The following is a 26,418-nucleotide window of genomic DNA, read 5'->3' on the forward strand; positions in this document are numbered from 1 at the left end:
GACACGGCGAGATTTTCGATGGCGCGGGCGCCGGTACTGGCGGCGGGGGGTATTGTGCTGCGGCGTGGCGCGCCGCCGCTGGTTGCAGTGGTGCGCCAGCGCAAGCGCAATGAATGGGTCTTGCCCAAGGGCAAGCTCGACGACGGCGAGACGCCGAAACAGGCCGCGCACCGCGAGGTGCTGGAGGAGACCGGCCACGAGGTCGCCATCCACGAATTCCTGGGGACACTGGTCTACCAGTCCGGCGGCCGCTCCAAGGCCGTGCATTTCTGGCGCATGGAGGCCACGGGCGGGCCGGTCCGCAAGCTGATGAACGACATCAAGGCGGTCGACTGGCTGTCCCTGGATGACGCGATCGCGCGCCTGTCGCGCGAATATGAGCGCGCGTTCCTGGTTCAGGTGGGTCCGATCGCGCTTGCGGCTTCGGGGCTGTCGGAAGCGCCCGCACCCGAGGCGCCGCTACCACCGGCAACCGACGACGTCGATGCAGCGTTGCAAACGTTGACGCCGGCCGAAGCTGCCTCGGTTGATGAGCTGCGGCATGGCTTGTTGCAAAAGGTGAAGGCCTGGCTGCGCGGCGAGGCGTGAGCCGTCATCGTGCCCTGCCTCCAAGTCGTCATTGCGAGCGCAGCGAAGCAATCCAGAGTCCCTCCGCGGAATGATTCTGGATTGCTTCGCTACGCTCGCAATGACGGAGGAGGGGCGGCGCGCGCAACGTCCCTCAGGGTGAGAGGCGGACACCGTCACCGCCGCTCCTTCTTTTCCTTCGGAGCCGGCGCCGGCTTGCGCGGCGCTGCGGGGCGTTGTGCGCCGGGCAGGCGCTGCTGGAAGCCGCTGGGTCGCTGCATGCCTGGCTGTTGAGCCGCGGGCGGCTGGCCCGGCTGCAATCCGGTGCGCGGCGTTTGCGGCTGCGGTGTTGCACCCGGCTGCGTCTGCGGCGCTCCGCCCGGTTGCGTACCTGGTCCGGTGCGCGGTGTGCCTGCCGGCTGACCTGCGCCTTGCTGCGCAGGTTGCTGCTGACCTTGTTGCCGCTGACCTTGACCCGCGCGCGGCGTGCCCGGCTGCACGGCGCCGCCTTGTCCTTGTTGTCCCTGGCCCTGCCGCTGCGGCGGCTGGCTGCCTTGGCGGCCCGGCTGCTGCTGACCCGGACGGTTGTTCTGACCGGGCTGGCCGTTTGGCCGCTGCGGCTGCTGGCCCGGCGCATTGTTCGGCCGCAATTGCTGCTGTTGCGGGGGCTGCGCCGGCCGCGGAATGCGACTGATCGCGGCCGGATTGGCGCGGCGGAAGTCGCGCTGCTCGGTGACGATCTGCCGTCCCGCGGTCTGCGCCAGATGCACCTGGCTGACGAAGCCGCGGTCGCGCGCGATCTGCTGCGGAGCGATCGTGATCGGCACCGCGGCAAAGCGCATGCCGCCTGTGCCGCCGGCGCCCGGGCGGATCGCAAAACCGCTTGCGGCCTGCGTCAGCGCGCCGAGCCGCGTGCCGCTGCTGCGGTCGTTGACCTCGATGTGGCCGACCCGGCCGTCGGCGTCGGGATAGAGCTTGATGTTGACGTTATTCGCAGTGTTCGCAGTAGCGTTCTCGGGCACGTCGACGACGCCGGTGGTGCCGCGGATGCCGAGCGTCGCGGTCGGCGTCGCGATCTTCATGTCGCCGGTCTTCGCCACGGCTGCGGCGACGAAGGCGACGGTGCCCTTGCCGATGTCGAAGATCGCCGAATTCTGCTTGCCGCCGTCCTCATAGATGTAATTGTCGATGGTGATCTTCGCGCTGGCCGAGAGGTTGAACGTGGTGGCGTCGTTGAAGGTGATGCCGAGCGCGGAATTCGACGAGGTCTGAACGACGTCGTTGAGATAGATGTCGTCGCGCACCTTGAGTGGATACGAGTTCTTGTCGCGGATCACGGTCGCGATCCCCGTGACGGTTGCGACGTTGCCGATCGGCTCGACGGCGGCCGGCTGCGCGTCTGTGGCGGGTGTCGGCGAGGCTGATGGTGTCGGGGAGGGCGCGGGCACCGGCTGTGCCTGAGGCTGGGCCTGCGCAAGCTCGATGGTCTCGGAGGCGGATGCAGCGCTCGCGCCGGCCAGCGACAGAGCCAGCAGCGGAACAGCAAACACGAAGCGGCGCCAAGCCACTATCAAAGCCACGAATGAGGTCCCGGTGAGAGCGCGAGGCGAGGTCCGCCGATTTCAGCCTGACATGGCTGAACGGCGGATGAACATCTGTCGCATGGACGGGATGAACGTTCAAACGCCACGTCCCGGTGTCAGGGACGTGGCGCCATCATAAGAACAAGAAGGCTTGTCAGCCGCGATACGTTTGGCCTCAGCTCACGCGCTTCCAGGTCTGGCCGCCGCAGAACATGCCGCCGAAGGCGCAACCCTGCACGCGCATCGCGTTCGGGCCCTTCATCGCGATCGTCGAGTCGTAGTTGCGGCCGGAGTCGGGATCGTGGATGCGGCCGCTCCACTTGGCGCCATCGGGCTTCATGTTGATCAGGATGCGCTCGTTGGTCTTCTCGGCATAGCCGCAGAGATTGGTGCCGCACTGCTCGACGCGGACATTGCCCTTGTTCTCTTCGGTCGCCCAGATGCCGATCGGCGTGTTGGCGGCCTGCACCGGCGCGGCGGCAACCGGCGCCGGAGCGGGCGCATAGGCCGGAGCTGCTGCGACCGGGGCCGGCGCCGCAACCGGCGCGGGCTGCGTCGTCGTATCGACGGACGGCGCGGCGGCAATTGTGGTCGCCGGAGCGGCGGGGGCAACAACGGGAGCTGCCGGCGCGGTCGCCTGCATCGGCGCGGGCTGCACGGGCTGCGGCAGCACCGGAGCCGGCGCGGGCTGCGCGGTGGTGGTGGCTGGAGCCGGCGTGGTGTCGGCGTCGTCGTCCTTGGAGCCGAGGCCCTTGAGGTTGATGTTGTTCAGCTTGATCGGCTTGTTCGACAGGCCCGGCGCGACGATGGTCACGCAGTCGAGCGAGGCGCAATTGCGCGGCGTCTCGATGCGGATGTGCTGGCCTTCGATCTGGAAGGAGATCGCGTTGCCGGCATGGGCAACGGCGGTCGAAGCGAGGAAGAGCGCGGTGGCGGCGATGGTGAGCTTGTTCATGACAACCTCCGAAAAATGTGCGGTCCCGAGATGGACTGAAGTCGCTGGTGGATGAAGCGTGGTTCGACCCTACGGCGGGCCGGTCGCGCCTTCCGTGACGGACATCACAAGGAGGTGCAGCCCGCTCATCGAGGCTTGGGTGAGCCAGCGCACATTCAGCCGCCGTGCATTCCGCGTAATCTCGTCGCGACATAGAGGGAGGCGCCGATGACGCGGCTTGTGACTTCGCTTGGCATCGTGATCGCACTGACGGCGGTGGCGCCCGCGGCGCAGGCCGGTTCCTACTCCTTCGCGATCGGCGGCCACCGGTTCCATATCGAGGCGCCCAGGAATTGCCGGTCCACCTCCTGCGTTTCGGTGTCCAGCCGCAGCTTTCGCGCGACGGACGATGTCAGCACGGCACCAGTCCCGCCGCCTGCGCCAGTGGTCCAGGCGCCACAGCCGGTTTATCCGGCTGCTCCGGCGCGGCCAGCGCAAGCAGCGGTCGTGGCCCCGCCGCCGGCATCTCCGGTCCCCGTCCTTGCTGCCACGACGTCACAACCCGTCGTGCCGCCGCCGGCGCCAAAACTCGAGACGCCAAGGAGTGACGCGCTGAGCGCCAATCCGCCGCGGGTTGACCTGCAACGCGTAGATCCGCCGAAGATTGTTGCGCTCGATCCGCCGCGCCTGGAGCAGTCGGCCATTGGCCCCAAGCCCGAGATCAAGCAAGCCGCACCGATTGCACAGCGTAGCGACGAGGAGCCGGCCTATTCGCCGCTCGGCGAATGGGAGAGCACCGGCGCCAAGGGCACGGTTCGCATCGAACGCTGTGGCCCGGCATTATGCGGCTTCGCGCTCACCGAAGCGTCGAACAGGGGCGAGAGCGTGCTCGTCAACATGAAGCCGAAGACGCACGACGTCTGGACCGGCAGCATCTACAGCCGCTCCAGCGGCAGCACCTATTACGGGAGGATGACGTTGACGGCCTCCGGCAAGCTCTACGTCGAAGCCTGCGCGCTCGGCCGCTTCTGGTGCTCCGGCAACGACTGGATTCGCGTCGAGGAGCCGCATGCGCAGGTGTTCTCGACGTCGCGCCAGTGGGGCGCAAGGTCGTAGCGCCTCCCGGTCCGGCGCCGGTCAGGCCCGCGCTGCCGTCGTAAAATCTCTAGATCATGCCGAGCACGATGGCGCCGACAAAGGCCATGGCGAGGTACGCGGTGACTACGCTCAGTCTCCCGGCGAACGTCATGAGGTCGCTCCCTCCATGCGCGCCGCTTTGCGCGCAGCCTCATGGTTAACAGAATGTCTGCTTTCGAAAAAGTCAGCCTTGCTGTCGCTCATCTTTCGCAGTGCCCGGCGTTGCCGCGCCCGGTATGGTTAAAGAACACTGAAATCAACGTGTTGAAGAGTCTTTAAGTAAATTCACCGAACGTGCGTGCATGACGCGCGGAGTTCGTTTGTATCTCGTCGGCTCCATCGTCCTTGTTTCGCTTGCGGGTTGCGGACGCGGCTTTTTCCAGGCCGAACGTGAACCGTGGCGGGCCGAGGCCGAGGCTGCGTGCCTGAAATCGGGTGCGGTCAAGGAAAGTGCCGACATCGTTCGCATCGAGCCGATCTCCGGCCCGGGCATGTGCGGCGCCGAGTATCCGCTGAAGGTTGCCGCCATTGGCGAGCCCTCCGGCAGCTACGGCTTTGCCGATGAGGAACTGCGCCCGCCCGGGAGCGTCGGTGGCCAGCCGCGCTGGCCGGTGACGCAGCCGCGCTCGAACTATCCGCAGAATCAGACCTATCCAGCGTCGTCCTATCCGCAACGGCCCAACTATCCCGAGAGCGCGGTGCGCCAGCCTGCCGGCTATGGCGCCTCGCCCGGCCCGATGCCGCTGAATGCACCCGGCGTGGCGCCGCAGGAGGACGAGATCGACCTGCCGCCCGATGGCACCGATGCCGCGGGCGCTGCGCGCTACATGAATGCGCCGAGCTATCCGGCCCGGTCGGCGGCGCCATACTCGCAGCCGCCGGCGCAGCAACCGCTGCCGCGGCTCGGGCCCGCGCAGGGCAGTCCCGTCACCGCCGTCGGCCCGGTCGCGGTGAAGCCGGTCGCGACGCTCGCCTGTCCGATCGTGTCCGAGCTCGACCGCTGGTTCGCCGACACCGTGCAGCCGTCGGCGATGCGCTGGTTCGGCGCCCGCGTCGTCGAGATCAAGCAGATCTCCGCCTATTCCTGCCGCGGCATGAACGGCAACTCGCATGCCCACATCTCCGAGCATGCCTTCGGTAATGCGCTCGACATCGCCGCCTTCGTGCTCGCCGATGGCCGCCGCGTCTCCGTCAAGGACGGCTGGCGCGGCATGCCGGAAGAGCAGGGCTTTTTGCGCGACGTGCAGTCGGGCGCCTGCGCGCATTTCACCACGGTGCTCGCGCCGGGCTCTAACGTCTATCACTACGATCACATCCACGTGGATCTGATGCGCCGCGCCAGCCGCCGGCTGATCTGCCAGCCCGCCGCGGTCTCCGGCGAAGAGGTCGCCGCGCGTGCGCAGTCGCGCAATCCCTATGCGAATGCGCGCGATCCGTCGGTGACCGGTTCGCTCGGTGCGCGCAAGAGCATGACGCGCAAGCAGGAAGAAGACGAGTACGCCGACGACTAAGATGCCCACCGACATCGTCCGCTATCTCACCCACCCGCAGGTACAGATCGATCCCGATGTGCCGGTGCCGCAATGGGGCCTGAGCCCAGTCGGTCGCGCGCGCACCGAGACCGTGGCGAATGCAAGCTGGCTCGCGAACACCACGCAAGTGATCTCCAGCGGCGAACGCAAGGCGATCGAGACAGCCGAGATCATCGCACGCCTGCTCGGCATCATGATCGAGATCCGCGAGGCCATGCATGAGAACGATCGCTCGGCGACCGGCTTCCTGAAGCCGGCCGAATTCGAGGCGGTCGCCAATCAATTCTTCGCACAGCCGCATCTCAGCGTCCGCGGCTGGGAGCGTGCAGTGGATGCGCAGGCGCGCATCGTGCGCGAGGCCGAAGCGGTGCTGGCGCGCAATCGTCCCGGCGAAGTTCTCTTCGTCGGCCACGGCGCGGTCGGCACGCTGCTGCTCTGCCATTATGCCGGCCACCCCATCGATCGCGCCTATGATCAGCCGGCCGGCGGCGGCCATATCTTCACCTTCGCGCGGGATGGGCGCCATGTTCTGCATGGGTGGCGCAAGATGGAAGAGACCGGGGCGTCGCTTTAAGGAATTATGTCGAGGTCGGCTTCGACGGCGCGGGGACCAGCCCCATGCACAGCTGCACCTCGCCGGGGACGTTGTAGGTCCGCATGATATGGCGGCTGTCGCGCAAGCCGGACGCCTCACGTTGCACCACGAGCATCCAGAGCGCCTGGCCGGCCTCCAGCACCAGCTTGCGCCGGGCCGGCTGCATCGATGCCGGCAGTTCAGAGGCAGCGTGCGCGGCGTCGAACTCGCGCAAGCGCGCCAGCGCCTGTTCGAGGGCGCGGCCCATCCGTCCAAGCGCCGAGGCCTGTTCCTGGACGATCTCATAATGGAGGATATCGACGGGCGGGCGAAGATCACGAGACATGGCCCAAAAATAACGCCGGGGGCCGGCCTGCGCAACGCGCGGCCGCTTGCTGTTACTTGGCCCGGTACGCCGCCAGAAACATCCGCGTCGCGCTGTCGACCACCTCGGTCATGCGCTCTTCCGACGGCGCGGGCGCGGCCTGGAACACGAAGGGCAGGAAGAGCGAAGCCTTGCACAGTTCCATGAACTGCGACGCCGCAAGGTCGCAATCGCCGATCGCGAGATCGCCGGACGCGACATGGGCTTTGAGATAATCGGTGAGGCGGTTGATGGTCTTGTCCAGCACCCGCGCATAGTAGCGGCGGCCGACATCGGGCATGCGCTCGGCGATCGCCATCACGGTGCGGATCGCCGACCCGCCGCCGGGCCGGCAAAGCAGGTGGATATAGGCCTGGCCGAACTCGTTCAGCGTGGTCTCGACATCGCGGGCGGGATCAAAATTGAACACGACCTGGCCGTGCTGGAGCGCTTCCTGCTCGAGGATGGCTTCGAACAGCGCGCATTTGTCGGCGAAGTAAACGTAGAGCGTGCCCTTGGAGACCTGCGCCGCGCGCGCGATCTCGCCCATGCTGGCGCCGTCAAAACCCAGATCCATGAACACCTTACGGGCACCGTCGAGGATCTGGCGGCGCTTGGAGCTGTCCTCCTCTTGGAGGACGTGCAGATGTTCGCTGGCAGCTACAACCATTGGTTCAGGGTCTCGGAAGGTTTCTGGAGAGGTGCCGAACTATGAAACGCAAATAAAGGATTCGGGCCAGTACGGTCCTGCCTGGGAATATTATGTATATTGACCGAACCGTTCGGTCAATGATATTTGGGATCAGCGAGAGGAGCGGGCCGCAGGGCGGCCGCCCTTGATCGCACTTTTTTTGGGGAGGCCTTTATGGCCGTATCGAGAGACCAGGTAGCGCGCGTCCTTCGCCAGGAAGCGGTAGAGACGATTCCGGCGAACGGCGAAGCGGCGGCCGAGGCGCCCGCAGCCCTCGCCGAGCAGTTGCGCTCCCATGTGGCCGAGGAAACCAAGCGCCGCACCGGCGAGGTGCCGGAGAAGCCCGTGACGGACAAGCCGGCCCCGACCGCCCCCGCTGCTGCCGCGCCAAAATCCGGCAAGCGCAAATTCGTCATGATGGGCGTCGGCCTCGTGCTGGCGCTCGCGGCAGCGAGCTACGCCGGTTATTACACGCTGGTCGGCCGCTTCTATGTCTCGACCGACGACGCCTATGTGCGCGCCAACAACACCATGCTGGGTGCGCGCGTCGCCGGCCACATCGCCTCGATCCTCGCCGGTGACAACACCACCGTGCGCGCCGGCGACATCATCTTCCGCATCGACGACGGCGATTACAAGATCGCGGTCGATGCCGCCGCGACCCGGATCGCGACCCAGCAGGCCACGATCGATCGCATTGGCCGCCAGATCGCGGCGCTCGAGAGCCAGGTCGCACAGGCCAAGGCGCAGCTGGTCTCGGCCGAAGCCGGCCTCAAGCGCGCCGATCTCGACTATGAGCGCCAGCAGGCGCTGAGCAGCAAGGGCTTTGCCTCGCGCGCCACGTTCGAGAGTTCGGAAGCCGGGCGCGACCAGGGCGCCGCCGCGGTCAAGGCCGCACAGGCTGCCTACGACGTCGCCGTCAGCAATGTCGACGTCACCAAGGCCCAGCAGGCCGAAGCGCAGGCCCAGCTCGCCGAGCTCAAGACCTCGCTCGCCAAGGCTGAACGCGATCTCGCCTTCACCGCGGTGCGCGCACCGGTCGACGGCACGTTCTCGAACCGTCTCGTCAACGCCGGCGATTTCATCGCGGTCGGCCAGCGCCTCGGCAATGTCGTGCCGCTCGACGACGTCTATATCGATGCCAATTTCAAGGAAACGCAGCTCAAGCGCATCCGTCCCGGCCAGCCGGTGACGATCAAGGTCGATGCCTACGGCATGCGCAAGTTCTCTGGCGTCGTCGACAGCATCGCGGCGGGCTCCGGCTCGGTGTTCACGCTGCTGCCGCCCGACAATGCCACCGGCAACTTCACCAAGATCGTGCAGCGCGTGCCGGTCCGCATCCGCGTGCCGAAATCGGTGGCGAAGCAGAACCTGCTCCGCGCCGGCATGTCGATCTATGCGACCGTCGACACCAACAAGGGCGCGGCCGACGCCGACAGCGAGGTCGATCTCGACGATCCCACCATGGTCCATCCGCAATAAACGCGCTCTCTGAGCGCTGCGAGGTCAGACCATGGCGAACGCCACGACTGCTCCACCTGCCATGATGGCGAACCCCGCTTCGGAGCGCATCGCGCCGAAGCGGCTGTTCGCTTTCATCATCATGGTGTTCGGGATGTTCATGTCGATCCTGGACATCCAGATCGTCTCGGCCTCCCTCAGCGAAATCCAGGCCGGACTGTCGGCGAGCTCCAGCGAAGTCTCCTGGGTCCAGACCGCCTATCTGATTGCCGAAGTCATCGCGATCCCGCTGTCGGGCTTCCTGTCGCGCGCCTTCGGCACGCGGCTGCTGTTTGCGATCTCGGCCGCCGGCTTCACCGTGTCGAGCCTGCTCTGCGGCTTTGCCACCACCATCGAGGAGATGATCCTCTGGCGCGCGCTGCAGGGCTTTCTCGGCGCCGGCATGATCCCGACGGTGTTCGCTTCGGCCTATACGGTCTTCCCGCGCTCCAAATTCCACATCGTCGGTCCCATCATCGGGCTCGTCGCGACGCTGGCGCCGACGATCGGGCCGACGGTCGGCGGCTACATCACCGATCTGATGTCGTGGAACTGGTTGTTCTTCATCAACGTCGTGCCCGGCATCGCCATCACCCTCGGCGTGCTGGCGCTGGTCGATTTCGACGAGCCGCATTTCGAGCTGCTCGACCGCTTCGACTGGTGGGGCCTGATCTTCATGGCCGGCTTCCTCGGCACGCTCGAATATGTGCTGGAGGAAGGCCCGCAATATGAATGGATGCAGGATCCCTCGGTCGCGATCTGCGCCTGGATCTGCGGCATCTCGGCGATCGCCTTCTTCTGGCGCGTCTTCACGGCGGCCGAGCCCATCGTCAATTTGCGCACCTTCTCCAACCGCAATTTCGCGATCGGCTGCCTCTTGCAATTCTGCATCGGCATCGGCCTCTACGGCCTGACCTACATCTATCCGCGTTACCTCGCCGAAGTGCGCGGCTACAGCGCGCTGATGATCGGCGAGACCATGTTCGTCTCCGGCATCACCATGTTCCTGGTCGCGCCGCTGGTCGGCCGTCTCATGGTCAAGCTCGACATGCGCTACATGATCGCGTTCGGCCTCATCGTGTTCGCGATCGGCTCCTACCAGATGACCTGGATCACGCGCGACTACGATTTCTACGAGCTGCTGGTGCCGCAGATCCTGCGCGGCATCGGCATGATGTTCGCGATGGTGCCGACCAACAACATCGCGCTCGGCACGCTGGCGCCTGACCGGGTGAAGAACGCCTCGGGGCTGTTCAACCTGATGCGCAATCTCGGCGGCGCCGTGGGCCTGGCCGTCATCAACACCGTGCTCAACGACCGCACGGACCTGCACATCACCCGCCTTCAGGAGCGTGTGACCTGGGGCAACGCCACCGCGACCGAAACCCTGACCATGCTCGCGCAGAAATTCCAGGGGCTCGGCGATTCCACGCTGATGGCGATGAAGCAGCTCTCGCAGCTGGTGCACCGCCAGGCCGCGGTGATGAGCTATGGTGATGCCTTCTTCATGCTGACGCTGTTCTATCTCGGCCTTAGCCTGCTGGTGACGCTGCTGAAAAAGCCGGCGTCGATGGCCGGCGGCGGCGACGCGCACTGAACGAGCCATATATTCGGTGTCGTCGCCCGGCTTGACCGGGCGACCCAGTACGCCGAGACGGCGCGGCTAGAACCGGGAAGCCGCGGCGAACTGGATGCCCCGCCTTCGCGGGGCATGATGGCGGAGGGCTAGGCGGCACCCCGCACCAAATTGCAACACTCGTCCGTGATCTCGCAGGACCCCCGTTGCAAACCGCAAACGGTACATCTATAAAGCGCACCTCATTCATTCGAACCGGGGAGAGATTTGCATGATTTCGTCGCTTTCGCAGATCGCGCGCCCGTGCTCGATGATGTTCTGGCTCGGTGTGTGCTCGACCTCCTAGAGGTCATTTCAGCCAGCTTCGATTGGGCACCAGGTCCCGATCGCCCAACTTCCCAAGTCAAAGCCAATTTTAGCTGACGCCGTCTCGGCCCTTGCGGCCGGCCTGCGTCCATCGATGGAGCCGGCGCGCGCCCAAGCGGCCGGATGATGCCATGACCGCTCTGTCAAAAAAGCCCGCGGCGATACGCGTGGTGCTGCCCTTCGTGTTCCGGCACTGGTTGAAGCAGCCGGGGCGCACGCTCGCCATCGTCATTGGCCTACTGGGCGCGACCGCCGCTGACCTCTTCATGCCGGTCTTCTCCGGGCACCTGATCGACGCGCTGACGCGCGGACCGTCCGATACCGACGCGCGTCACGCCGCATTGGTCGCGTTCGGCGCCATCGTGGCGCTCGGCGCGGCCTCGATGGTGCTGAGGCTGGCAGGCCTGCAGGTGATCGTGCCGTTCACGCTGAAGATCATGTCGGAGGTGGCGCAGGACGCGTTCATGCGCGTGCAGCGATTCTCGACCGACTGGCACGCCAACTCCTTCGCCGGCTCTACCGTGCGCAAGGTCACGCGCGGCATGTGGGCGCTCGACCTGCTGAACGACACCCTCCTGCTGGCGCTGCTGCCATCGCTAGTCGTGCTGATCGGGTCGATGATCCTGCTCGGCGTGCACTGGGCCTCGCTCGGCGCGGTGATCGCGCTCGGGGCGCTTTTCTATGTCACGATGACGGTGCTGTTCTCGACCCGCTACATCGCGCCGGCCGCGCGAATCTCCAATGCCTGGGACACCAAGGTCGGCGGCACGCTGGCCGATGCGTTGACCTGCAACGCGGTGGTGAAGTCCTTCGGCGCCGAAGCGCGGGAAGATGCGCGGCTCGCCCGCGTCATCAACCGCTGGCGCACGCGCGTGCGTCGCACCTGGTTCCGCTACAACTACACCGCCATGGCGCAGCTCTCGTTGCTGCTGTGCCTGCGTGGGTCCGTGATCGGCGGCTCGGTGCTGTTGTGGATGTACGGGCACGCGACGCCCGGCGACGTCACCTATGTACTGACCAGCTACTACGTCATCCACGCTTATCTGCGTGACGTCGGCATGCACATCAACAACCTCCAGCGTTCGGTCAACGACATGGAGGAGCTGGTGGCGATCCATGACGAGCCGATCGGCATTGCCGATGCGGTCGACGCGCGGCCGATCGCGATCGAGGGCGGCCAGATCGTGTTCGACGACGTCACGTTCCACTATGGCGGCCATCGCGCGCCGCTGTACGACGGGCTGTCGCTGACGATCCACGCCGGCGAGCGCGTGGGCCTCGTCGGCCGCTCCGGCTCCGGCAAGACAACCTTCGTCAAGCTGGTGCAGCGGCTCTACGACGTCTCCGATGGACGCGTGCTGATCGACGGGCAGGACATCGCGCTGGCCACGCAGCAATCGCTGCGCAGCCAGATCGCGATCGTGCAGCAGGAGCCGATCCTGTTCCACCGTACGCTTGCGGAGAACATCGCCTATGGCCGGCCCGGCGCCAGCCTCGAGGCGATCGAGCAGGCCGCGCGGCTGGCGAACGCGCACGACTTCATCCTGCGCCTGCCGAAGGGTTACGGCACCCTGGTCGGCGAGCGCGGCGTGAAATTGTCCGGCGGCGAGCGGCAGCGCGTGGCGCTGGCGCGCGCGTTCCTGGCGGATGCGCCGGTGCTGATCCTGGACGAGGCAACGTCGAGCCTCGATTCGGAATCGGAGGCGCTGATCCAGCAGGCGATGGAGCGGCTGATGAAGGGTCGGACCTCGATCGTGATCGCGCACCGGCTGTCGACGGTACGGAGCCTCGATCGGATCCTGGTGTTCGACCGCGGCGAGATCGTCGAGCAAGGCACCCATGCCATGCTCGCGGGCAAACAAGGCGGCATCTATCGCAGCCTGTTCGAGCGCCAGGTGGTGGAGCTCGGGCGGATCGCAGCAGCGGAGTGAGGCGCGTGGCTGACGGACGACGATCCGAAAGCCGCGTCGCCGGAAATGGAATGAGATGAAGGACCTGACGAGCGGCTCCATCGTGAGCCACATCCTGAGCATGGCACCTCCGATCGTGGTCGGCATGATCACGATCATGATCTGCCAGCTGGTCGACCTGTACTTCGTCTCGGGACTCGGCGAGGGGGCCATCGCCGGTGTCGCGGCGGCCGGCAATGCCGGCTTTCTCGTCAACGCGCTGATGCAGGTGCTCGGCGTCGGCACGGTGGCGTTGATGGCGCACGCCGTGGGACGCAAGGACCGCGGCGACGCCAATCTCGTCTTCAACCAGTCGGTCGTCCTGTCCGTGCTGTTCGGGTTGCTGACCCTGATCGCCGGCCTGGTGCTGTCGCGCCCTTACATGCGCGCGGTCGCGGCTGACGAGGCCACGGTCGAAGCCGGCGCCGTCTATCTGCTCTGGTTCATGCCGGCGCTGGCGCTGCAATTCGCGACGCAAGTGATGGCGTCCGCATTGCGGGCAACCGGCATTGTTCGGCCGAGCATGCTGGTGCAGGCGCTCGCCGTGGCCATCAACATCGCGCTGGCGCCGGTGCTGATTTCGGGCTGGGGCACCGGGCATGCGCTCGGTGTTGCCGGAGCCGGCCTTGCCAGCTCGATCGCCGTGTTCATCGGCATGCTGATGCTGCTCGGGTATTTCCTCAGGCGAGAGCGCTACGTCGCCTTTCATCCCGCGCAATGGCGGCCGCAGCTTCGGCAATGGAAGCGGATCCTCAATGTCGGCCTGCCCGCGGGCGGTGAGTTCGTGATGGTCTTCATCATCATGGCCGTGGGCTACTACGTGCTGAGCATTTTCGGCGCGGCGGCGCAGGCCGGATTTGGCATCGGGACGCGTCTCCTCGGCCTGATCCAGATGCCGGCGCTTGCCGTCGCGCTCGCTGCAGGGCCGATCGCCGGCCAGAATTTCGGCGCCGGCAATGGCGCGCGGGTGCGGGAGACTTTCGTCAAGGCGGCGCTCATCGCGACTGCCGTGATGGTCATTCTCCTGATCCTCGCGCAGCTCGCACCGGGCCTGTTGCTTGCCGGCTTCTCGAATGATCGAGAGACGATGGCGGTCGCGTCGCTCTTTCTGCGGATTATCTCGCTCAACATGGTGGCGCAGGGGTTGATCTTTACCTGCTCCAGCATGTTCCAGGGGCTCGGCAACACCAAACCGGTGTTGTGGACCTCGGCAACGCGGGTCCTGACCTATTCCTTGCCGTCGATCTGGCTCTCGACGTGGCCCGGCTTCCGGATGGAGCACGTATGGTATTTGTCGATCGCGACGACAACGTTGCAAGCCGCCCTGAGCGTCTGGTTGTTGCGCCGCGAGTTCGACAAGCGCCTTCCGCGGCCGCCGCAGGAGAGGGTTGCGGAGGCAGCAAGCCCCGCGCCGGTTGTGCCTCCCGTCAGCGAGCCCGCGTAGCGACAGATCGAGCGGGGCACGCGCTTGTCCTCCAACCACGGCTCCGGCTAGTTTGCCGCGCCGTGGGGTTGGCTTTTCGAATCTGCCGGGGATGTGATGACCGAATTGTTGGACGAGCAGCGGCCGGCGTCCATGCTCTCGGCGATCTGGGCGGCGCGCTATCGCACGCCGGCCCGCTTCGTCGCGCTGATCGCGTTGCTGCTGCCGTGGACGACGACGGGGCTGACCTTCGCGCTCATACCCTGGCTGATCGCCTTCGCGTTCGTCGATCTCCGCGAATTTCCGCGTTCGCTGCTCCGCCCGATCTGCCTCCTGCCGATCGCGCTGGTCATCCTCGCCGCTGTCGGCACGCTCTGGTCGAATGCCCCCTGGCCGGAGCGGATCCATGCGATCGGGCCGACGGCAAAGCTGCTGGTGATCCCGCTGCTGATCTACCAGTTCGAGCGCTGGCCCTACGGCCACTGGGTGTTTTCGGCGTTCCTGGCGTCCTGTGCGCTGCTGATGCTCTACTCCTTCGCCGTTGCGATCGATCCCGATGTTTCGCTGAAGCTTTACCTCTCGCGCGGGCCCTACAAGGTCGAAAGCGGCATTGCCGTGCGCAACTATATCGACCAGAGCCAGGAGTTCGCGCTCTGTGCGCTCGCATTGGTCTATCCAATCGTGGCGCTGTTCCGCCAGGGCCGCGTTCGCATCGCGGCGCTGCTCGCCGTGCTGGCGGTCGGTTTTCTCGCCAACATGATGTTCGTCGTGGTCTCACGCACCGCGCTGGTAACGCTTCCGGTCCTGGTCGTGGTGTTTGCGCTGCTGCATCTGCGCTGGCGTGCGGCCCTCGCCGCCGCCGGCGCGATGGGGATATTGGCGGTGCTGTTGTGGAACGTCTCGCCGCATCTGCGCCAGACGGTCGCCAAGTTCAGCGGCGACTACGAGGCCAGCATCGTCGGCAACGACGTCAGCGGCATGGGCTCGCGCCTGGAATATTGGCGCAAGTCCGCGCAATTCATCGCGGATGCGCCGGTGCTTGGCCACGGCACCGGCTCGATCCGCGGCCTGTTCGAAAGTGTGGCTGGCGATGTGGACGCAGATCCCTTGCGCGGCGAGATCGTCAAAAATCCGCACAATCAGACCCTCGCTGTTGCCGTGCAGTGGGGCGTCGTTGGCGTCCTGGTGCTCTACGCGCTGTGGATTGCGCATCTGTCGATGTTTCGCGGCGAGGGGCTGGCCTGCTGGATCGGCCTGCTGGTCGTGGCGCAGAACATGCTGTCCTCGCTGCTGAACACGCACCTGTTCGATTTCACCTCGGGCTGGATCTATGTGCTCGGTGTCGGCGTCGCCGGCGGCATGGCGCTCGCCGCGAAGAAGGCCCAAGGTTGAACAAGGCTGAACAAGGCTAAAGCGCGCCGATGCTGTTCCAGACGAGGGTGGCGCCGGACAGGAACAACAGGCCGAGCACGACATCGCCAAAGTGCTTGTCGCTCAGCGCGTGATAGACGCGCGCGCCGGCCCATGCGCCGATCAGCGTGCCGGGAAAGGCGACAGCTGCGAGCCAGACCACCTTGAACGCAACGAGGCCCGATGCCGTCTGCAGCACCAGCGCGGTGGCGAGCACGGTGAAATTGAAGAGCTGGAAGATGCCGCGCCGCTCATGCTTGTTCCAGCCGCGGATGTTGGCCCACAGGATCGGCAGCGGTCCCGACAACCCGGCGAGGCCGCCAAGAATGCCGCCGGCAAAACCGATCGCGCCGTCGGCGATCCGGCCGCCGAACGTGATGGCGAGCGGCTTCTTGTTCAGATAGAGCGCGCTCGAAAAGATCAGCAGCAGCACGCCGACGCTCAGCTTGAACACTTTGGGATCGGCCGAGGCCACCATCATGGTCCCGAGCGGAACCCCGATCAGTCCCCCGATCAGGAACGGCCAGACCAGCGAGAGATCAAAACTCTTCCACATCGACGGCAGCGTCGAGGTCTGTGCGATCACCGAGCAGATCAGCACCAGCGGCACCGCGAGCGAGGGCGGCAGCACGTAGAGCCAGATTCCCAGCGCCATCAGCGCCGTGCCGAACCCGGCGAGCCCCGAGACGAAGCCGCCGGCCAATGCGCCGAGCGGCAGCAGCGCGTAAGTGAGCGTTTCCAACCGATTGTCCTTGTCGCAAGGGGCGATCCCCAGCTGTTGATCGCTCCCGCCCGCATAGCACGGCTGCGGCCGGGACGGTCAATTTCAAAACCGCACGCAAGCGTGATCCCCGGGGGCGGGCGTTCGCGGAAGACGCGACTACATGACGCCAATACTTCAATTTGGGGCCTGCCGGAAATCGCAGCGCCGTCCCGGATGAGATGATGGAGCATGATCATGACCCGCATGAATATTGCCGTTGCGGCCGCGCTGTTGTCGGCGGCCGCCCTGATGCCGACCTTGGCGCAGGCGCAGTTTTCCGAGCCCGCGGCCTATCAGGCCGCCCATCCCGACCGCGATGTGCTCAATGGCGGCCAGCTCACACCGGCGGGGCGCGCGGCCCGCGGTGAAACGGTGGCACCGAGCGAGGCTTATGCGGCCTATCCGTCAGTCGTGACGCCGGCCGTTCGCCCGCGCCATCGTCGTCATCACCAGTAAGAAGAGGCTAGACGATCTGCCTGGTGTCGGCGGGCTGATGCAGCGCGCCGACCAGGATGCGGAGCGCTTCCGTCAATTCCGCCCTGTTGCGCGCTGCGCCAAGCGAAACCCGCGCCGCATGCGGCGGTGCGCCGTCAACGGCAAAGGCATCTCCGGCCACGACCGCGAGACCATTTCGCAGCAGATGAGCCGCGACGTCGGGGCGGCCCTCCGGCAGCCGCAACCAGAGATGATGAGCGGCTGGCTTGGCCAGGAACTGAAAGCCTTTCAGCGTGCGCTGCGCGAGTTGCTGGCGACCGACCGCCTCGTTGCGGATGGCGGTGATGATGCGGTCGGCGATGCCGGTCTCGATCCAATGCGTCACCAGAGCGACCATCAGCGGTGCCGGCATCTGCACGGTGGCCTGTAAATAGCCGCGCATCTCCTGCTGCGCGCCAGTGTCGGGTGTCACGAGATAAGCGACGCGCAGCGCCGGCGCGATGCATTTTGACAGCGTGGTCGCCAGATATGTCCGCTCCGGAATGAGGTTCGCGATCGGCGACGCCGCGCGATCGAGCAGCCCGTAGGCGTCGTCCTCGATCAGAATCGTGCCGGCATCGCGAATGATCTTCGCGATGGCGCTGCGCCGCTCCGGGAGAAGCGTCGCGGTGGTCGGATTGTGCAGCGTCGGAATGAGATACACGGCCTTCGGCCTGTGCGCGCGGCAGGCCTTCGCCAGCGCATCGGGCAGGATGCCGCCGTCGTCCATGGCGACGCCGACGAGCTTGATGCCGAGCCGCGCGGCGGCGGCCTTGATGCCGGGGAAGGTGAGGGCCTCGGTGAGCACGATGTCGCCGGGCCGCGCGAGATGAGCGAGCAGGTTGAACAGAATGGTCTGCGCGCCGGGAAAGATCACGAGCCTGTCGGCCTGCGCATGCGGGACGCGTGCACGCATCCAGCGCGCGGCGACCTCGCGCTCATGCGCGCTGCCGCCCGGCGGCTGGTAGTTCAGGAACGCGGTCAGCCCCGATTGAACGCGGAGGGCTTCGAACCCTGCGATGATGCGCTCGTCGAGCTGCGCTTCCAGCGGATGCGGCGGCACGTTCATCGAGAGGTCGATCGTGACGGGATGCGGCAGGTCGACCGCGCGGCGCGCGCTGCTTTCCGACACGAAGGAGCCCTGTCCGACCCGGGCCTCCATGATGCCGCGGCGCCGCGCCTCGCTGTAGGCGCGCGTCACCGTGGTGAGGTCGAGGCCGAGCGCTTTTGCCAGTGCGCGCTGCGTCGGCAATTGCTGCCCGCGCACCAGCCGGCCGGCGGCGATGTCGGCCTCCATGGCCTCGACGATGCGCTGGTAGCGCGGCCCGCTCAGCTCCGAGATTGTAGGGGTCCAATCCATGCAATTTAGGCCCATATCCTTTGAATGTATGGATACAATATATTATTGTATGGATCAGCGAAAAGGAAGAGGTGCTGTCATGGCAATCGGTTCAGTCTCTCTCTCGAAGGCGATGTGGCGCGGCTTCCTGGGCAAGTGCCCGAACTGCGGCGAAGGACATATGTTCGGCCGTTTCCTGAAAGTCGCCGATGCCTGCGATCATTGCGGCGAGGAGCTGTTTCACCAGCGCGCCGATGACTTCCCGGCCTATCTCGTCATGGTCGTGGTCGGTCATCTCGTGGTGCCGGCCATTCTTGCGGTCGAGACCGCCTATGCGCCGCCGGTCTGGCTGCAACTGGCGGTGTGGCTGCCGGTGACGCTGTTTGCTTCGCTCGCGCTGCTGCAACCGACCAAGGGCGCCATCGTCGGCCTGCAATGGCAGATCGGCATGCACGGCTTTGAGGCGGGCAAGCTCCGGCGCGAAGCTGGTCAGCTCGCACCCGTCTTCGTGAAGGCGGACACGCACGCGGCCTGAGCGGCAGCGTTTACTTCGCGCGCTCGGCCGCTACACTCCATCGTATCAAACAAGAACGATGGAAACGCCGATGGCCGCACGCGCGAAGACTTTTCTGCTCTGTCATGGCGCGTGGTCCGGCGGATGGGCCTGGAAGAAGATGCATCCGCTGATGGCGCAGGCCGGCCACCGCCTGATCGCGCCGACCTACACCGGGCTCGGCGAACGTTCGCATCTGGCAAATCCCGCAATCGATCTGGAGACGCATATCCAGGATATCCTCAACGTCATCACGTTCGAGGATCTCAACGACATCGTGCTGCTCGGCCACAGCTATGGCGGCATGGTCGCGACCGGTGTTGCCGATCGTGCGCGCGAGCGCGTGACGCAGTTGATCTATCTCGATGCCTTCGTGCCGCGCGACGGCCAGTCGCTGTTCGATCTCAATGAGGGAGGGCGCGAGCCGATGCGCAAGGCGGCTGCCGCGGGTGATGGCTACCGCATCCCGCCGAACCCGCCGCCGCCGGACACGCCGCAGGCCGATCTCGACTGGCTCAATGCGCGCCGCATCAACATGCCGGTCAAATGCTTCGAGACGAGATTGAAGCTTGAACATGGCGAGCCGGCGATGCCGCGCAGTTATATCTATTGCAAGCGCATTCCACCGGGCGATGTGTTCGGGCAGTTTGCGAAGCGCACGAAGAGCGAAGATGGCTGGCGCACTTTCGAGCTCGATGCGAGCCACGCGCCGAATGTGACCGCGCCCGAGGCTTTGATGGGTGTGCTGGAGAAGATCGTCGACTGACCCACGGTCGTCATTCCGGGGCGTGCGCAGCACGAACCCGCAATCCATTCCTCCACATTCCCCGCCGCCCGATGGTCTCGCTTCGCGAGCCCCGGAATGACGAGGCCAAAAATGGTGAGGGGCCCGATGCGCTAACACCGGGCCCCCCGTCGCAAGATATCAGCCGGCCTGTAAGCCGGGTTCTGTAAGGCACCGTCCGCTTGCGCGAACGATACGTGACGGCCATTCCTCTGGGACCATGTTTGCACATGGCCTCGAGCAACCTACCCGGACGGCGGGCCTGACATCGCCCCGCGGCGTTATCGCTTGCGCGAACAGCCCGCTACGCCGTCCCTATTCGGTTTTGCTCCCGGTGGGGTTTACCATGCCGGCTCCGTTGCCGGATCCGCGGTGCGCTCTTACCGCACCTTTTCACCCTTACTTCCTCCGAGGAGGGAGCGGTTCGTTCTCTGTGGCACTTTCCCTGGGGTCGCCCCCGCCGGACGTTATCCGGCACCGTATGTCAAGGGAGCCCGGACTTTCCTCCCCGGCGGCCTTTCGGCACCTGCCGGAGCGGCCGTCCGGCCGACTGACGGGGCAGGCATGGGGCATTTGTGACGGTTTCGTCAAGCGGATATCGCCGCGCACGCTTCGCCCGAAATAATTTATCCTGAAGATGTCGTTGGGAGCGTGCCCCGTTCGACTGGATGTCGGCGATCCCCGCGCAACAGGAGTTAAGCGATGCAGTATTTGCTGATGATCTACCAGAACGAAGCCGAGTACGCGAAGAACGACGCAGCGACCAGCCAGAACATGCTGGCCGAATACCAGTCCTTCACGCAAGGCATCGTCCAGAGCGGCAACTTCAAGGCCGGCGACCGCTTGCAGCCGACCGCGACGGCGACGACGGTCCGTGTGCGTGACGGCAAAGTGCTGGCGACCGACGGCCCCTTCGCGGAAACGCGCGAGCAGCTCGGCGGCTATTATCTGATCGAGGCCAAGGATCTCAACGCCGCGATCGAGATTGCCGCGCGCATTCCGAGTGCACGCATCGGGTCGATCGAGGTGCGGCCGATCTGGGTTTACGACAAGTGACGGACGAGCCGTACATCGACGCATGAATCCGGGCGAGATCGACAGGATATTTCGTGACGAGGCGGGGCGGGCGCTGGCCACGCTGATCCGCCTCGTCGGCGATTTCGATCTCGCCGAGGATGCGCTGCAGGACGCCTTTGCCGTCGCGCTGGAGCGCTGGCCGGCCTGCGAGCCGCCGGACAATCCGCGCGCCTGGCTCGTCAATGTCGCCAAGCACAAGGCGATCGATCGCGTCCGTCGCCAGATTGCCTTCCGCGGCAAGCAGCAGGCGCTGGTGCACGAGCTCGAGCTGAATGCGCAAGCACCCGACGAGCCGCCGGCGATGCTCGACGATGACATGCTGCGGCTGATCTTCACCTGTTGCCATCCCGCGTTCGCGCCCGAAGTCCGGGTCGCGCTGACACTGCGCACCGTCTGCGGACTGTCCACCGCGCAGGTCGCGCGCGCCTTCCTTGTCAGCGAAGACGCGATGGCGCAGCGGCTGGTCCGCGCCAAGCAGAAGATCAGGCTTGCCGGCATCCCCTATGAAGTGCCCGAGCGCGACACGCTGGTGGCGCGGCTCGACGGTGTGCTCGCCGTGATCTATCTCGTCTTCACCGAAGGCTATGTCGCAACCGCAGGCGCAGACCTGATGCGGCCGGATCTTGCGGCCGAGGCCGTCAGGCTCGGCCGCTTGCTCGACCGTCTGATGCCCGATCGCGCCGCGATCAAGGGCCTGCTGGCCTTGATGCTGCTGCACGATGCGCGTCGCGCCGGCCGCGAGACGTCGGCCGGCGACATCGTGCTGCTGGAAGAGCAGGATCGGTCGCTGTGGGATCGTGCGCAGATCGAGGAGGGCCTGCGTTCGGTGGACGACGCGCTGCGCATGCCCGGGCGGCCGCAGCCCTATGCGGTGCAGGCCGCGATCGCAGCGCTGCACGCGCGTGCGCCGAGCTATGAGCAAACTGATTGGCCGCAGATTGCAGGGCTCTACGAGGTGCTGCTGCGCATCACCCCCTCGCCGGTGATCGAGCTCAATCACGCCGCTGCGGTGTCGATGGTCGATGGCCCCGCGCGCGCACTCGATCTCGTCGATGCGATCACTGCGCGCGGCGGGCTTGACGGCTATGAGCTGTTGCCCGCGGTGCGCGCGGATCTGCTGCGGAGGTTGGGGCGGAAGGATGAGGCGCGCGCGGCCTATCGCGCTGCGACGGAGGCGACGCAGCTGGAGCCATTGCGGAGATTGTATGAGCGAAGATTGAGGGAGATGGAATAGCTGCCACATACTCCGTCATTGCGAGGAGCGAAGCGACGAAGCAATCCAGACTGTTTCCGCGGTGACAGTCTGGATTGCTTCGCTGCGCTCGCAATGACGGCGTGTGCGGTTTCTGCCGTCACTTCGACGCGACGGCCGGCGCATCCGCCGGCAGGCTTGCCAGCAGCGCCTGCAAGGTCGAGAGTGTCGAATGGTCCGCGACACCATCCAGCCGCGCCGGGCGGAAGTGGCGCTGGAAGGCAGTGACGACTTCCATCGTGGCGGCGTCGTATTTGCCTGATAGCGGCACGCCATAGCCGTACCTTGCGAGCGCCTGCTGCAGGCTCAGCACCTCGTCGCTGATGGTGCCGAGCATCAGGCTCTCGCCGCGCACGACCGGCGCCGGTGTGACCCAGTGGCCGACGCCGGAATTGGCCAGCGAGTGCCACGGAAATTTTTCGCCGGGATCCTTCTTGCGCGCAGGCGCGACGTCGGAATGGCCGAGCACCCGATGCGCCGGCACCTTGCGGCGGAGCATGATGCCGCGGCATAGCGCGATCACGGCGGCGATCTGGCGCAGCGGATATTCCGGGTAGCCCCAGTCATGACCGCGATTGATGATCTCGATGCCGATCGAGCAGGAGTTGATGTCGTCCTCGCCGGCCCAGGTCGAGACGCCGGCATGCCAGGCGCGCCTGGCCTCGGACACGCACTGCACGATGCGGCCGTCCTCGAGCACGACATAATGCGCCGAGACTTCCGTCCCCGCCGTGCACAGCCGCGCCAGCGCGCCCTCGACATCGGGCATGCCGGTGTAGTGCAGCACGATCATGTCCGGCTGCCGCCCCTTGTTGCGCTCGCCATGGTTCGGCGAAGGAATGATGTCGGAGACGATCGAGGAATCCGGCTCGAACGTCCGCATGTTCGCCGCGGCCTTGGGAACCGGGAGAACGCGCTGACGCTTCGAATCAGATCCTGATGGCGTGGACGAACCGGACGACATAGACAGCTCAAGTCGGTACAGGAGAGTGGGCCAAGCCCTTCTCTTTACTATTCCTTTACCCTCCGCTGTGCGCAATCGCGCGTCGCGGTTAACGGATGCATTTTGGGCGGGTGTGTGGATGGGGCATCACCGGCCCGTCACCTTTTCGACTTGTAACCAGCCGATCAACGCTTTCTTAACGCTAAGGGCCGTTACTGAGGGATGAAGAGCCGACCCGCGTCCTGAGGCGGCCAAAGCGTATTTTGGCTCGAAATCCCATGGCTGCCCGACAAATTCCAAGGGGAATACTGGGTTGGCGGCCCGGGACGACCGGGCTCGGTAACCATGTTGGACAAGGGTTGGGTCGTGGAACCGCCGCGACGCGGAATAATTCGAGGCGTTATGGGCTTGCTCGTCCCCGATCCCGCATGGGCGTCAGGCAGACGTTCCGCATGAGCTCGGTTCCGCACATTCCCGTTCTTGGCCGCGAGGCCGTCGACCACCTCGCCCCGCGCGAGGGCGGTATTTATGTCGATGCCACCTTCGGCGCCGGCGGCTACAGCCGCGCGATTCTCGACGTGCCGGGAACCCGCCTGATCGCGATCGACCGCGACCGCACTGCGATCGCAGGCGGCGCCGAGCTGGTCGAACGCTCCGCCGGTAGGCTGACACTGGTCGAAGACCGCTTCTCCAATCTCGCCGAAGTCTGTGCGGCGCAGGGCGTCGAGGCCGTTGACGGCGTCGTGATGGATGTCGGGGTGTCCTCGATGCAGCTCGACCAGGCCGGCCGCGGCTTTTCCTTCCGCCTCGACGGTCCGCTCGACATGCGGATGGGGCAGACGGGACCGACGGCGGCCGACGTGGTCGCCCGCGCCTCCGAAGGCGATCTCGCCGACATCATCTATCTCCTCGGCGAAGAGCGGCATTCGCGCCGCGTCGCCCGCGCCATCGTTGCGGACCGGCAGGAGACGCCGTTCACGACCACGCGCGCGCTCGCCGACCTCATCGGCCGGGTGGTTCGCTCCAAGCCCGGCGACATTCACCCGGCGACGCGCACGTTCCAGGCGCTGCGCATCTTCGTCAACGAAGAGCTGGATGAACTCCAGACCGCGCTCACGGCTGCCGAGCGCGTGCTCAAGCCCGGCGGACGGCTCGTGGTGGTCTCGTTCCATTCGCTGGAAGACCGCATCGTGAAGAATTTCCTTGGCGAGCGTTCCAAGACCGGCGGCGGCTCGCGGCATCTGCCGGAAGTGGCGCAAACCGCGCCGAGCTTCCAGCTCCTGACGCGGCGGCCTGTCGTCGCCGGCGAAGAGGAGGTCGCGCGTAATCCGCGTGCGCGCTCCGCAAAGCTGCGCGCTGCAGAGCGCACCGACGCGCCTGCGCATGACGACGGCGAGCCGTCGTCTTGGCCAAAACTCTCCGACGTGATGAGGGGAGGCTAGCGCATGCGCTTCATCCACCTCCTCGTCATTGGCGCGCTGATCTTCGCGGCGGCCTATGTCTACCGGATCAAGATGGATTCCACGGCGCGCACCGAGAAGGTGTTGCGGCTGCATGCGGAGATCCGCGAGCAGCGCGATGCGATCGCATCGCTGCGCTCCGAATGGGCCAAGCTCGATGCGCCCTTGCGCCTGCAAGGCCTGTCCGATCGGCATCTGCCGCTCAAGCCGGTCAACGCCACGCAATATGACTCGCTGAAGAATTTGCCCGAGCGTCCGCCGCGGATGTTCAGGCCCGGCGAGCCGGATCCGATCGGGGCCATGCTCAAAACCATCGAAGCCGCGAGCGATCCTGACACCGTAACGGGCTCCGTGCCTCAGCCCGAGGACAAGCAATGAGCGCTGTGACCCCGGCCAAACCGACCGAGCCCTGGCGGCAACGGCTGATCCGCAGCCTGCTCTACGGGCGCAATGTCGACCGCGCCGCGAAGGCGCGTGCGCGCGTTGGACTGGCTATGCTCGCCTTCGCCTCGGTCTACGCCCTGATCGGCGGCCGGCTCGTGATGTTCGCGATCGGCGCCGATGCTCACGGCGCGCGCCGTGCGGCGTCGCAGGAGGTGGTTGCGACCGCGCGGCCCGACATCGTCGATCGCAACGGCGCCATCCTTGCCACCGACGTCAAGGCGGCGAGCCTGTTCGGCGAGCCGCGCCGCATCATCGACAAGGACGAGGCGATCGAGCTGCTGACCGCGACCGTGCCCGATCTCGACGAAGCCGAAGTGCGCGAGCGTCTGTCGGGACGCAAGGGTTTCGTCTGGCTCAAGCGTGAGGTTACGGCGAAGCAGCAGCAGGACATCCACAAGCTCGGCATTCCCGGCATCGGCTTCCTGCGCGAGAACAAGCGCGTCTATCCGACCGGCAACGAGGTCGCCCACCTCATCGGTCTGGTCAACATCGACAACCAGGGCATCGCCGGCATGGAGAAGTGGCTCGACAATCAAGGCCTCGCCGATCTCCACCGCGCCGGCTTTGCCACCGACCGGCTGCAGAAGCCGATCGAGCTGTCCGTCGATTTGCGCGTCGAGCACGCGCTGCGCGACGAGCTTTCGAAGGCCAAGGAAAAATTCCACGCCAAGGCGGCTTCCGGCATCATCTCGAACGTCAAGACCGGCGAGATCGTGGCAATGGTCTCGCTGCCGGACTTCGATCCCAACAATCCGAAGGAAGCCCACGATCCCGATCGCATCAACCGCCTGACCACCGGCGTCTACGAGATGGGATCGACGTTCAAGGCGTTCACGCTGGCGATGGCGCTTGATTCCGGCAAGATCAACCTGAATTCGATGTGGGATGCACGGGGAAACCTCCACTACGGCAAGTTCACCATCCATGACAGCCATTCGCTCGGACGTTTCATCAACACCAAGGAAGTGTTCACTTTCTCGTCCAATATCGGCGCGGCGCGGATCGCGCTCGGCCAGGGCGTCGAGGCGCATAAGGCGTTCTTGGCCAAGATGGGACAATTGACGCGGCTGCGTACCGAGTTGCCGGAGAGCGCGGCTCCGCTCGTGCCGCGCCGCTGGGGTGAGCTGAACACGGTCACCATCGCGTTCGGCCAGGGCCTGTCGGTCGCGCCGCTCCAGGCGGTGATGGGCATCAACGCCCTGATGAACGGCGGCTATTTGATTCCGCCGACATTCATGAAACGCAGCGAAGAAGAAGCGCGCGCGATGGCCAAGCGCGTGATCAAGCCGGAGACCAGCGACAAGATGCGGTATCTGATGCGGCTCAATGCCGAAATCGGCACCGCCAAGTCCGCTAATGTGAACGGCTACTATGTCGGCGGCAAGACTGGCACCTCCGAGAAGGTCATCAACGGCCGCTATGCCAAGAAGCGGGTGCTCAACTCCTTCACTGCGATCATGCCGTCCGACGATCCGAAATATCAGATTCTCGTCATGCTGGACGAGCCGCAGGCGCTGCCCGAAACGCATGGTTTCATCACCTCGGGCTTTAACGCGGTGCCGACCGGCGGCAAGGTGATCGAGCGGATCGCGCCGCTTCTGGGCGTCGAGCCGCGGTTTGACCTGCCGCCGTCCGAGCGCCTTATTCTTGCAGCATCCAGGACAACCCAGTAATCAATTGGGTAAGCCGTTGCCGCGCTGAGTCGGGGTTTTTCCGAAGATTC

Annotated in this window: 24 protein-coding genes and 1 other RNA gene; 17 read left to right on the plus strand and 8 right to left on the minus strand. The window is 65.7% G+C overall.

All coding sequences use genetic code 11. The annotated features are described in order from the left end of the window. The first annotated feature begins 18 nt into the window (after positions 1-18). On the plus strand, positions 19-588 hold the full coding sequence (locus tag AC1RR3_RS34205) for an NUDIX hydrolase (RefSeq protein WP_492828983.1): 570 nt from the start codon (positions 19-21) through the stop codon (positions 586-588). A gap of 155 nt (positions 589-743) precedes the next feature. Here the strand turns inward: AC1RR3_RS34205 and AC1RR3_RS34210 are convergent, their stop codons facing one another. Together AC1RR3_RS34210 and AC1RR3_RS34215 are read right to left on the minus strand one after the other, a co-directional pair. Next, on the minus strand, positions 744-2,138 hold the full coding sequence (locus AC1RR3_RS34210; protein WP_492829072.1) for a FecR family protein: 1,395 nt from the start codon (positions 2,136-2,138) through the stop codon (positions 744-746). A 187-nt stretch (positions 2,139-2,325) separates the two neighbouring features. Further along, positions 2,326-3,105, minus strand: coding sequence for a DUF2147 domain-containing protein (locus AC1RR3_RS34215; RefSeq protein WP_492828985.1), 780 nt, complete (start codon positions 3,103-3,105; stop codon positions 2,326-2,328). Between the two features lie 207 nt (positions 3,106-3,312). On the opposite strand from AC1RR3_RS34215, the gene AC1RR3_RS34220 reads away from it, so the two are divergent. From AC1RR3_RS34220 to AC1RR3_RS34230, 3 genes are all read left to right on the plus strand, one after another. After that, on the plus strand, positions 3,313-4,200 hold the full coding sequence (locus tag AC1RR3_RS34220; RefSeq protein ID WP_492828987.1) for a DUF2147 domain-containing protein: 888 nt from the start codon (positions 3,313-3,315) through the stop codon (positions 4,198-4,200). A gap of 323 nt (positions 4,201-4,523) precedes the next feature. Next, complete coding sequence (locus tag AC1RR3_RS34225; protein ID WP_492828989.1) at positions 4,524-5,732, plus strand: extensin-like domain-containing protein; 1,209 nt, start codon at positions 4,524-4,526, stop codon at positions 5,730-5,732. 1 nt (position 5,733) lies between these two features. Then, positions 5,734-6,327: a histidine phosphatase family protein gene (locus AC1RR3_RS34230; protein ID WP_492828991.1), complete on the plus strand. Its 594-nt coding sequence runs from the start codon at positions 5,734-5,736 to the stop codon at positions 6,325-6,327. Between the two features lie 4 nt (positions 6,328-6,331). On the opposite strand, the gene AC1RR3_RS34235 is transcribed toward AC1RR3_RS34230, so the two are convergent. Beyond that, positions 6,332-6,673: a DUF6665 family protein gene (locus AC1RR3_RS34235; protein WP_492828993.1), complete on the minus strand. Its 342-nt coding sequence runs from the start codon at positions 6,671-6,673 to the stop codon at positions 6,332-6,334. 52 nt (positions 6,674-6,725) lie between these two features. Then, complete coding sequence (locus AC1RR3_RS34240) at positions 6,726-7,361, minus strand: TetR/AcrR family transcriptional regulator (RefSeq protein ID WP_492828995.1); 636 nt, start codon at positions 7,359-7,361, stop codon at positions 6,726-6,728. 195 nt (positions 7,362-7,556) lie between these two features. Between AC1RR3_RS34240 and AC1RR3_RS34245 the strand changes: the two genes are divergently transcribed. From AC1RR3_RS34245 to AC1RR3_RS34265, 5 genes are all read left to right on the plus strand, one after another. Then, positions 7,557-8,864 (plus strand): HlyD family secretion protein, encoded by a 1,308-nt coding sequence (locus AC1RR3_RS34245; RefSeq protein WP_492828997.1) that lies wholly within the window; start codon positions 7,557-7,559, stop codon positions 8,862-8,864. Between the two features lie 31 nt (positions 8,865-8,895). Beyond that, the gene (locus AC1RR3_RS34250; RefSeq protein WP_492828999.1) at positions 8,896-10,479 is read left to right on the plus strand and encodes a DHA2 family efflux MFS transporter permease subunit; all 1,584 of its coding nucleotides are present in this window, start codon (positions 8,896-8,898) and stop codon (positions 10,477-10,479) included. A 476-nt stretch (positions 10,480-10,955) separates the two neighbouring features. After that, the gene (locus tag AC1RR3_RS34255; RefSeq protein ID WP_492829001.1) at positions 10,956-12,755 is read left to right on the plus strand and encodes an ABC transporter ATP-binding protein; all 1,800 of its coding nucleotides are present in this window, start codon (positions 10,956-10,958) and stop codon (positions 12,753-12,755) included. A gap of 55 nt (positions 12,756-12,810) precedes the next feature. Continuing rightward, complete coding sequence (locus AC1RR3_RS34260) at positions 12,811-14,217, plus strand: MATE family efflux transporter (RefSeq protein ID WP_492829003.1); 1,407 nt, start codon at positions 12,811-12,813, stop codon at positions 14,215-14,217. Between the two features lie 96 nt (positions 14,218-14,313). Continuing rightward, the gene (locus tag AC1RR3_RS34265; protein WP_492829005.1) at positions 14,314-15,588 is read left to right on the plus strand and encodes an O-antigen ligase family protein; all 1,275 of its coding nucleotides are present in this window, start codon (positions 14,314-14,316) and stop codon (positions 15,586-15,588) included. 16 nt (positions 15,589-15,604) lie between these two features. On the opposite strand, the gene AC1RR3_RS34270 is transcribed toward AC1RR3_RS34265, so the two are convergent. Further along, the gene (locus tag AC1RR3_RS34270) at positions 15,605-16,348 is read right to left on the minus strand and encodes a sulfite exporter TauE/SafE family protein (protein ID WP_492829007.1); all 744 of its coding nucleotides are present in this window, start codon (positions 16,346-16,348) and stop codon (positions 15,605-15,607) included. Between the two features lie 216 nt (positions 16,349-16,564). Between AC1RR3_RS34270 and AC1RR3_RS34275 the strand changes: the two genes are divergently transcribed. Next, entirely contained in the window at positions 16,565-16,825 is a 261-nt protein-coding gene (locus AC1RR3_RS34275) for a hypothetical protein (RefSeq protein ID WP_492829009.1), read from the plus strand. Positions 16,826-16,832: 7 nt separating this feature from the next. Here the strand turns inward: AC1RR3_RS34275 and AC1RR3_RS34280 are convergent, their stop codons facing one another. Continuing rightward, the gene (locus AC1RR3_RS34280; protein ID WP_492829011.1) at positions 16,833-18,203 is read right to left on the minus strand and encodes an aminotransferase-like domain-containing protein; all 1,371 of its coding nucleotides are present in this window, start codon (positions 18,201-18,203) and stop codon (positions 16,833-16,835) included. 49 nt (positions 18,204-18,252) lie between these two features. On the opposite strand from AC1RR3_RS34280, the gene AC1RR3_RS34285 reads away from it, so the two are divergent. Then, the gene (locus AC1RR3_RS34285; protein WP_492829013.1) at positions 18,253-18,717 is read left to right on the plus strand and encodes a DUF983 domain-containing protein; all 465 of its coding nucleotides are present in this window, start codon (positions 18,253-18,255) and stop codon (positions 18,715-18,717) included. Between the two features lie 70 nt (positions 18,718-18,787). Further along, positions 18,788-19,501, plus strand: a complete 714-nt coding sequence (locus AC1RR3_RS34290) for an alpha/beta fold hydrolase (RefSeq protein ID WP_492829015.1) — start codon at positions 18,788-18,790, stop codon at positions 19,499-19,501. A gap of 155 nt (positions 19,502-19,656) precedes the next feature. On the opposite strand, the gene rnpB is transcribed toward AC1RR3_RS34290, so the two are convergent. Beyond that, positions 19,657-20,073: RNase P RNA component class A (gene rnpB / locus AC1RR3_RS34295), an RNA gene on the minus strand. A 148-nt stretch (positions 20,074-20,221) separates the two neighbouring features. Between rnpB and AC1RR3_RS34300 the strand changes: the two genes are divergently transcribed. Then, positions 20,222-20,575, plus strand: a complete 354-nt coding sequence (locus AC1RR3_RS34300; protein WP_492829016.1) for a YciI family protein — start codon at positions 20,222-20,224, stop codon at positions 20,573-20,575. Between the two features lie 22 nt (positions 20,576-20,597). Further along, on the plus strand, positions 20,598-21,830 hold the full coding sequence (locus tag AC1RR3_RS34305; protein ID WP_492829018.1) for an RNA polymerase sigma factor: 1,233 nt from the start codon (positions 20,598-20,600) through the stop codon (positions 21,828-21,830). A gap of 118 nt (positions 21,831-21,948) precedes the next feature. Here AC1RR3_RS34305 and AC1RR3_RS34310 read toward each other — a convergent pair whose 3' ends face one another. Next, positions 21,949-22,731, minus strand: a complete 783-nt coding sequence (locus tag AC1RR3_RS34310; protein WP_492829020.1) for an N-acetylmuramoyl-L-alanine amidase — start codon at positions 22,729-22,731, stop codon at positions 21,949-21,951. Positions 22,732-23,243: 512 nt separating this feature from the next. Here AC1RR3_RS34310 and rsmH point away from each other — a divergent pair. The 3 genes from rsmH to AC1RR3_RS34325 are packed head-to-tail and all read left to right on the plus strand — an operon-like array spanning position 23,244 to position 26,368. Further along, positions 23,244-24,233 (plus strand): 16S rRNA (cytosine(1402)-N(4))-methyltransferase RsmH, encoded by a 990-nt coding sequence (rsmH, locus tag AC1RR3_RS34315; protein ID WP_492829022.1) that lies wholly within the window; start codon positions 23,244-23,246, stop codon positions 24,231-24,233. A gap of 3 nt (positions 24,234-24,236) precedes the next feature. After that, a complete protein-coding gene (gene ftsL / locus AC1RR3_RS34320; protein WP_492829024.1) occupies positions 24,237-24,629 on the plus strand; it encodes a cell division protein FtsL in 393 nt (130 codons plus the stop codon). Beyond that, positions 24,626-26,368: a peptidoglycan D,D-transpeptidase FtsI family protein gene (locus AC1RR3_RS34325; RefSeq protein ID WP_492829026.1), complete on the plus strand. Its 1,743-nt coding sequence runs from the start codon at positions 24,626-24,628 to the stop codon at positions 26,366-26,368. The genes ftsL and AC1RR3_RS34325 overlap by 4 nt, the downstream gene beginning before the upstream one ends. The last annotated feature ends 50 nt before the right edge of the window (positions 26,369-26,418 follow it).

It is taken from the genome of Bradyrhizobium sp. GW821-FHT13H05, assembly GCF_058804065.1.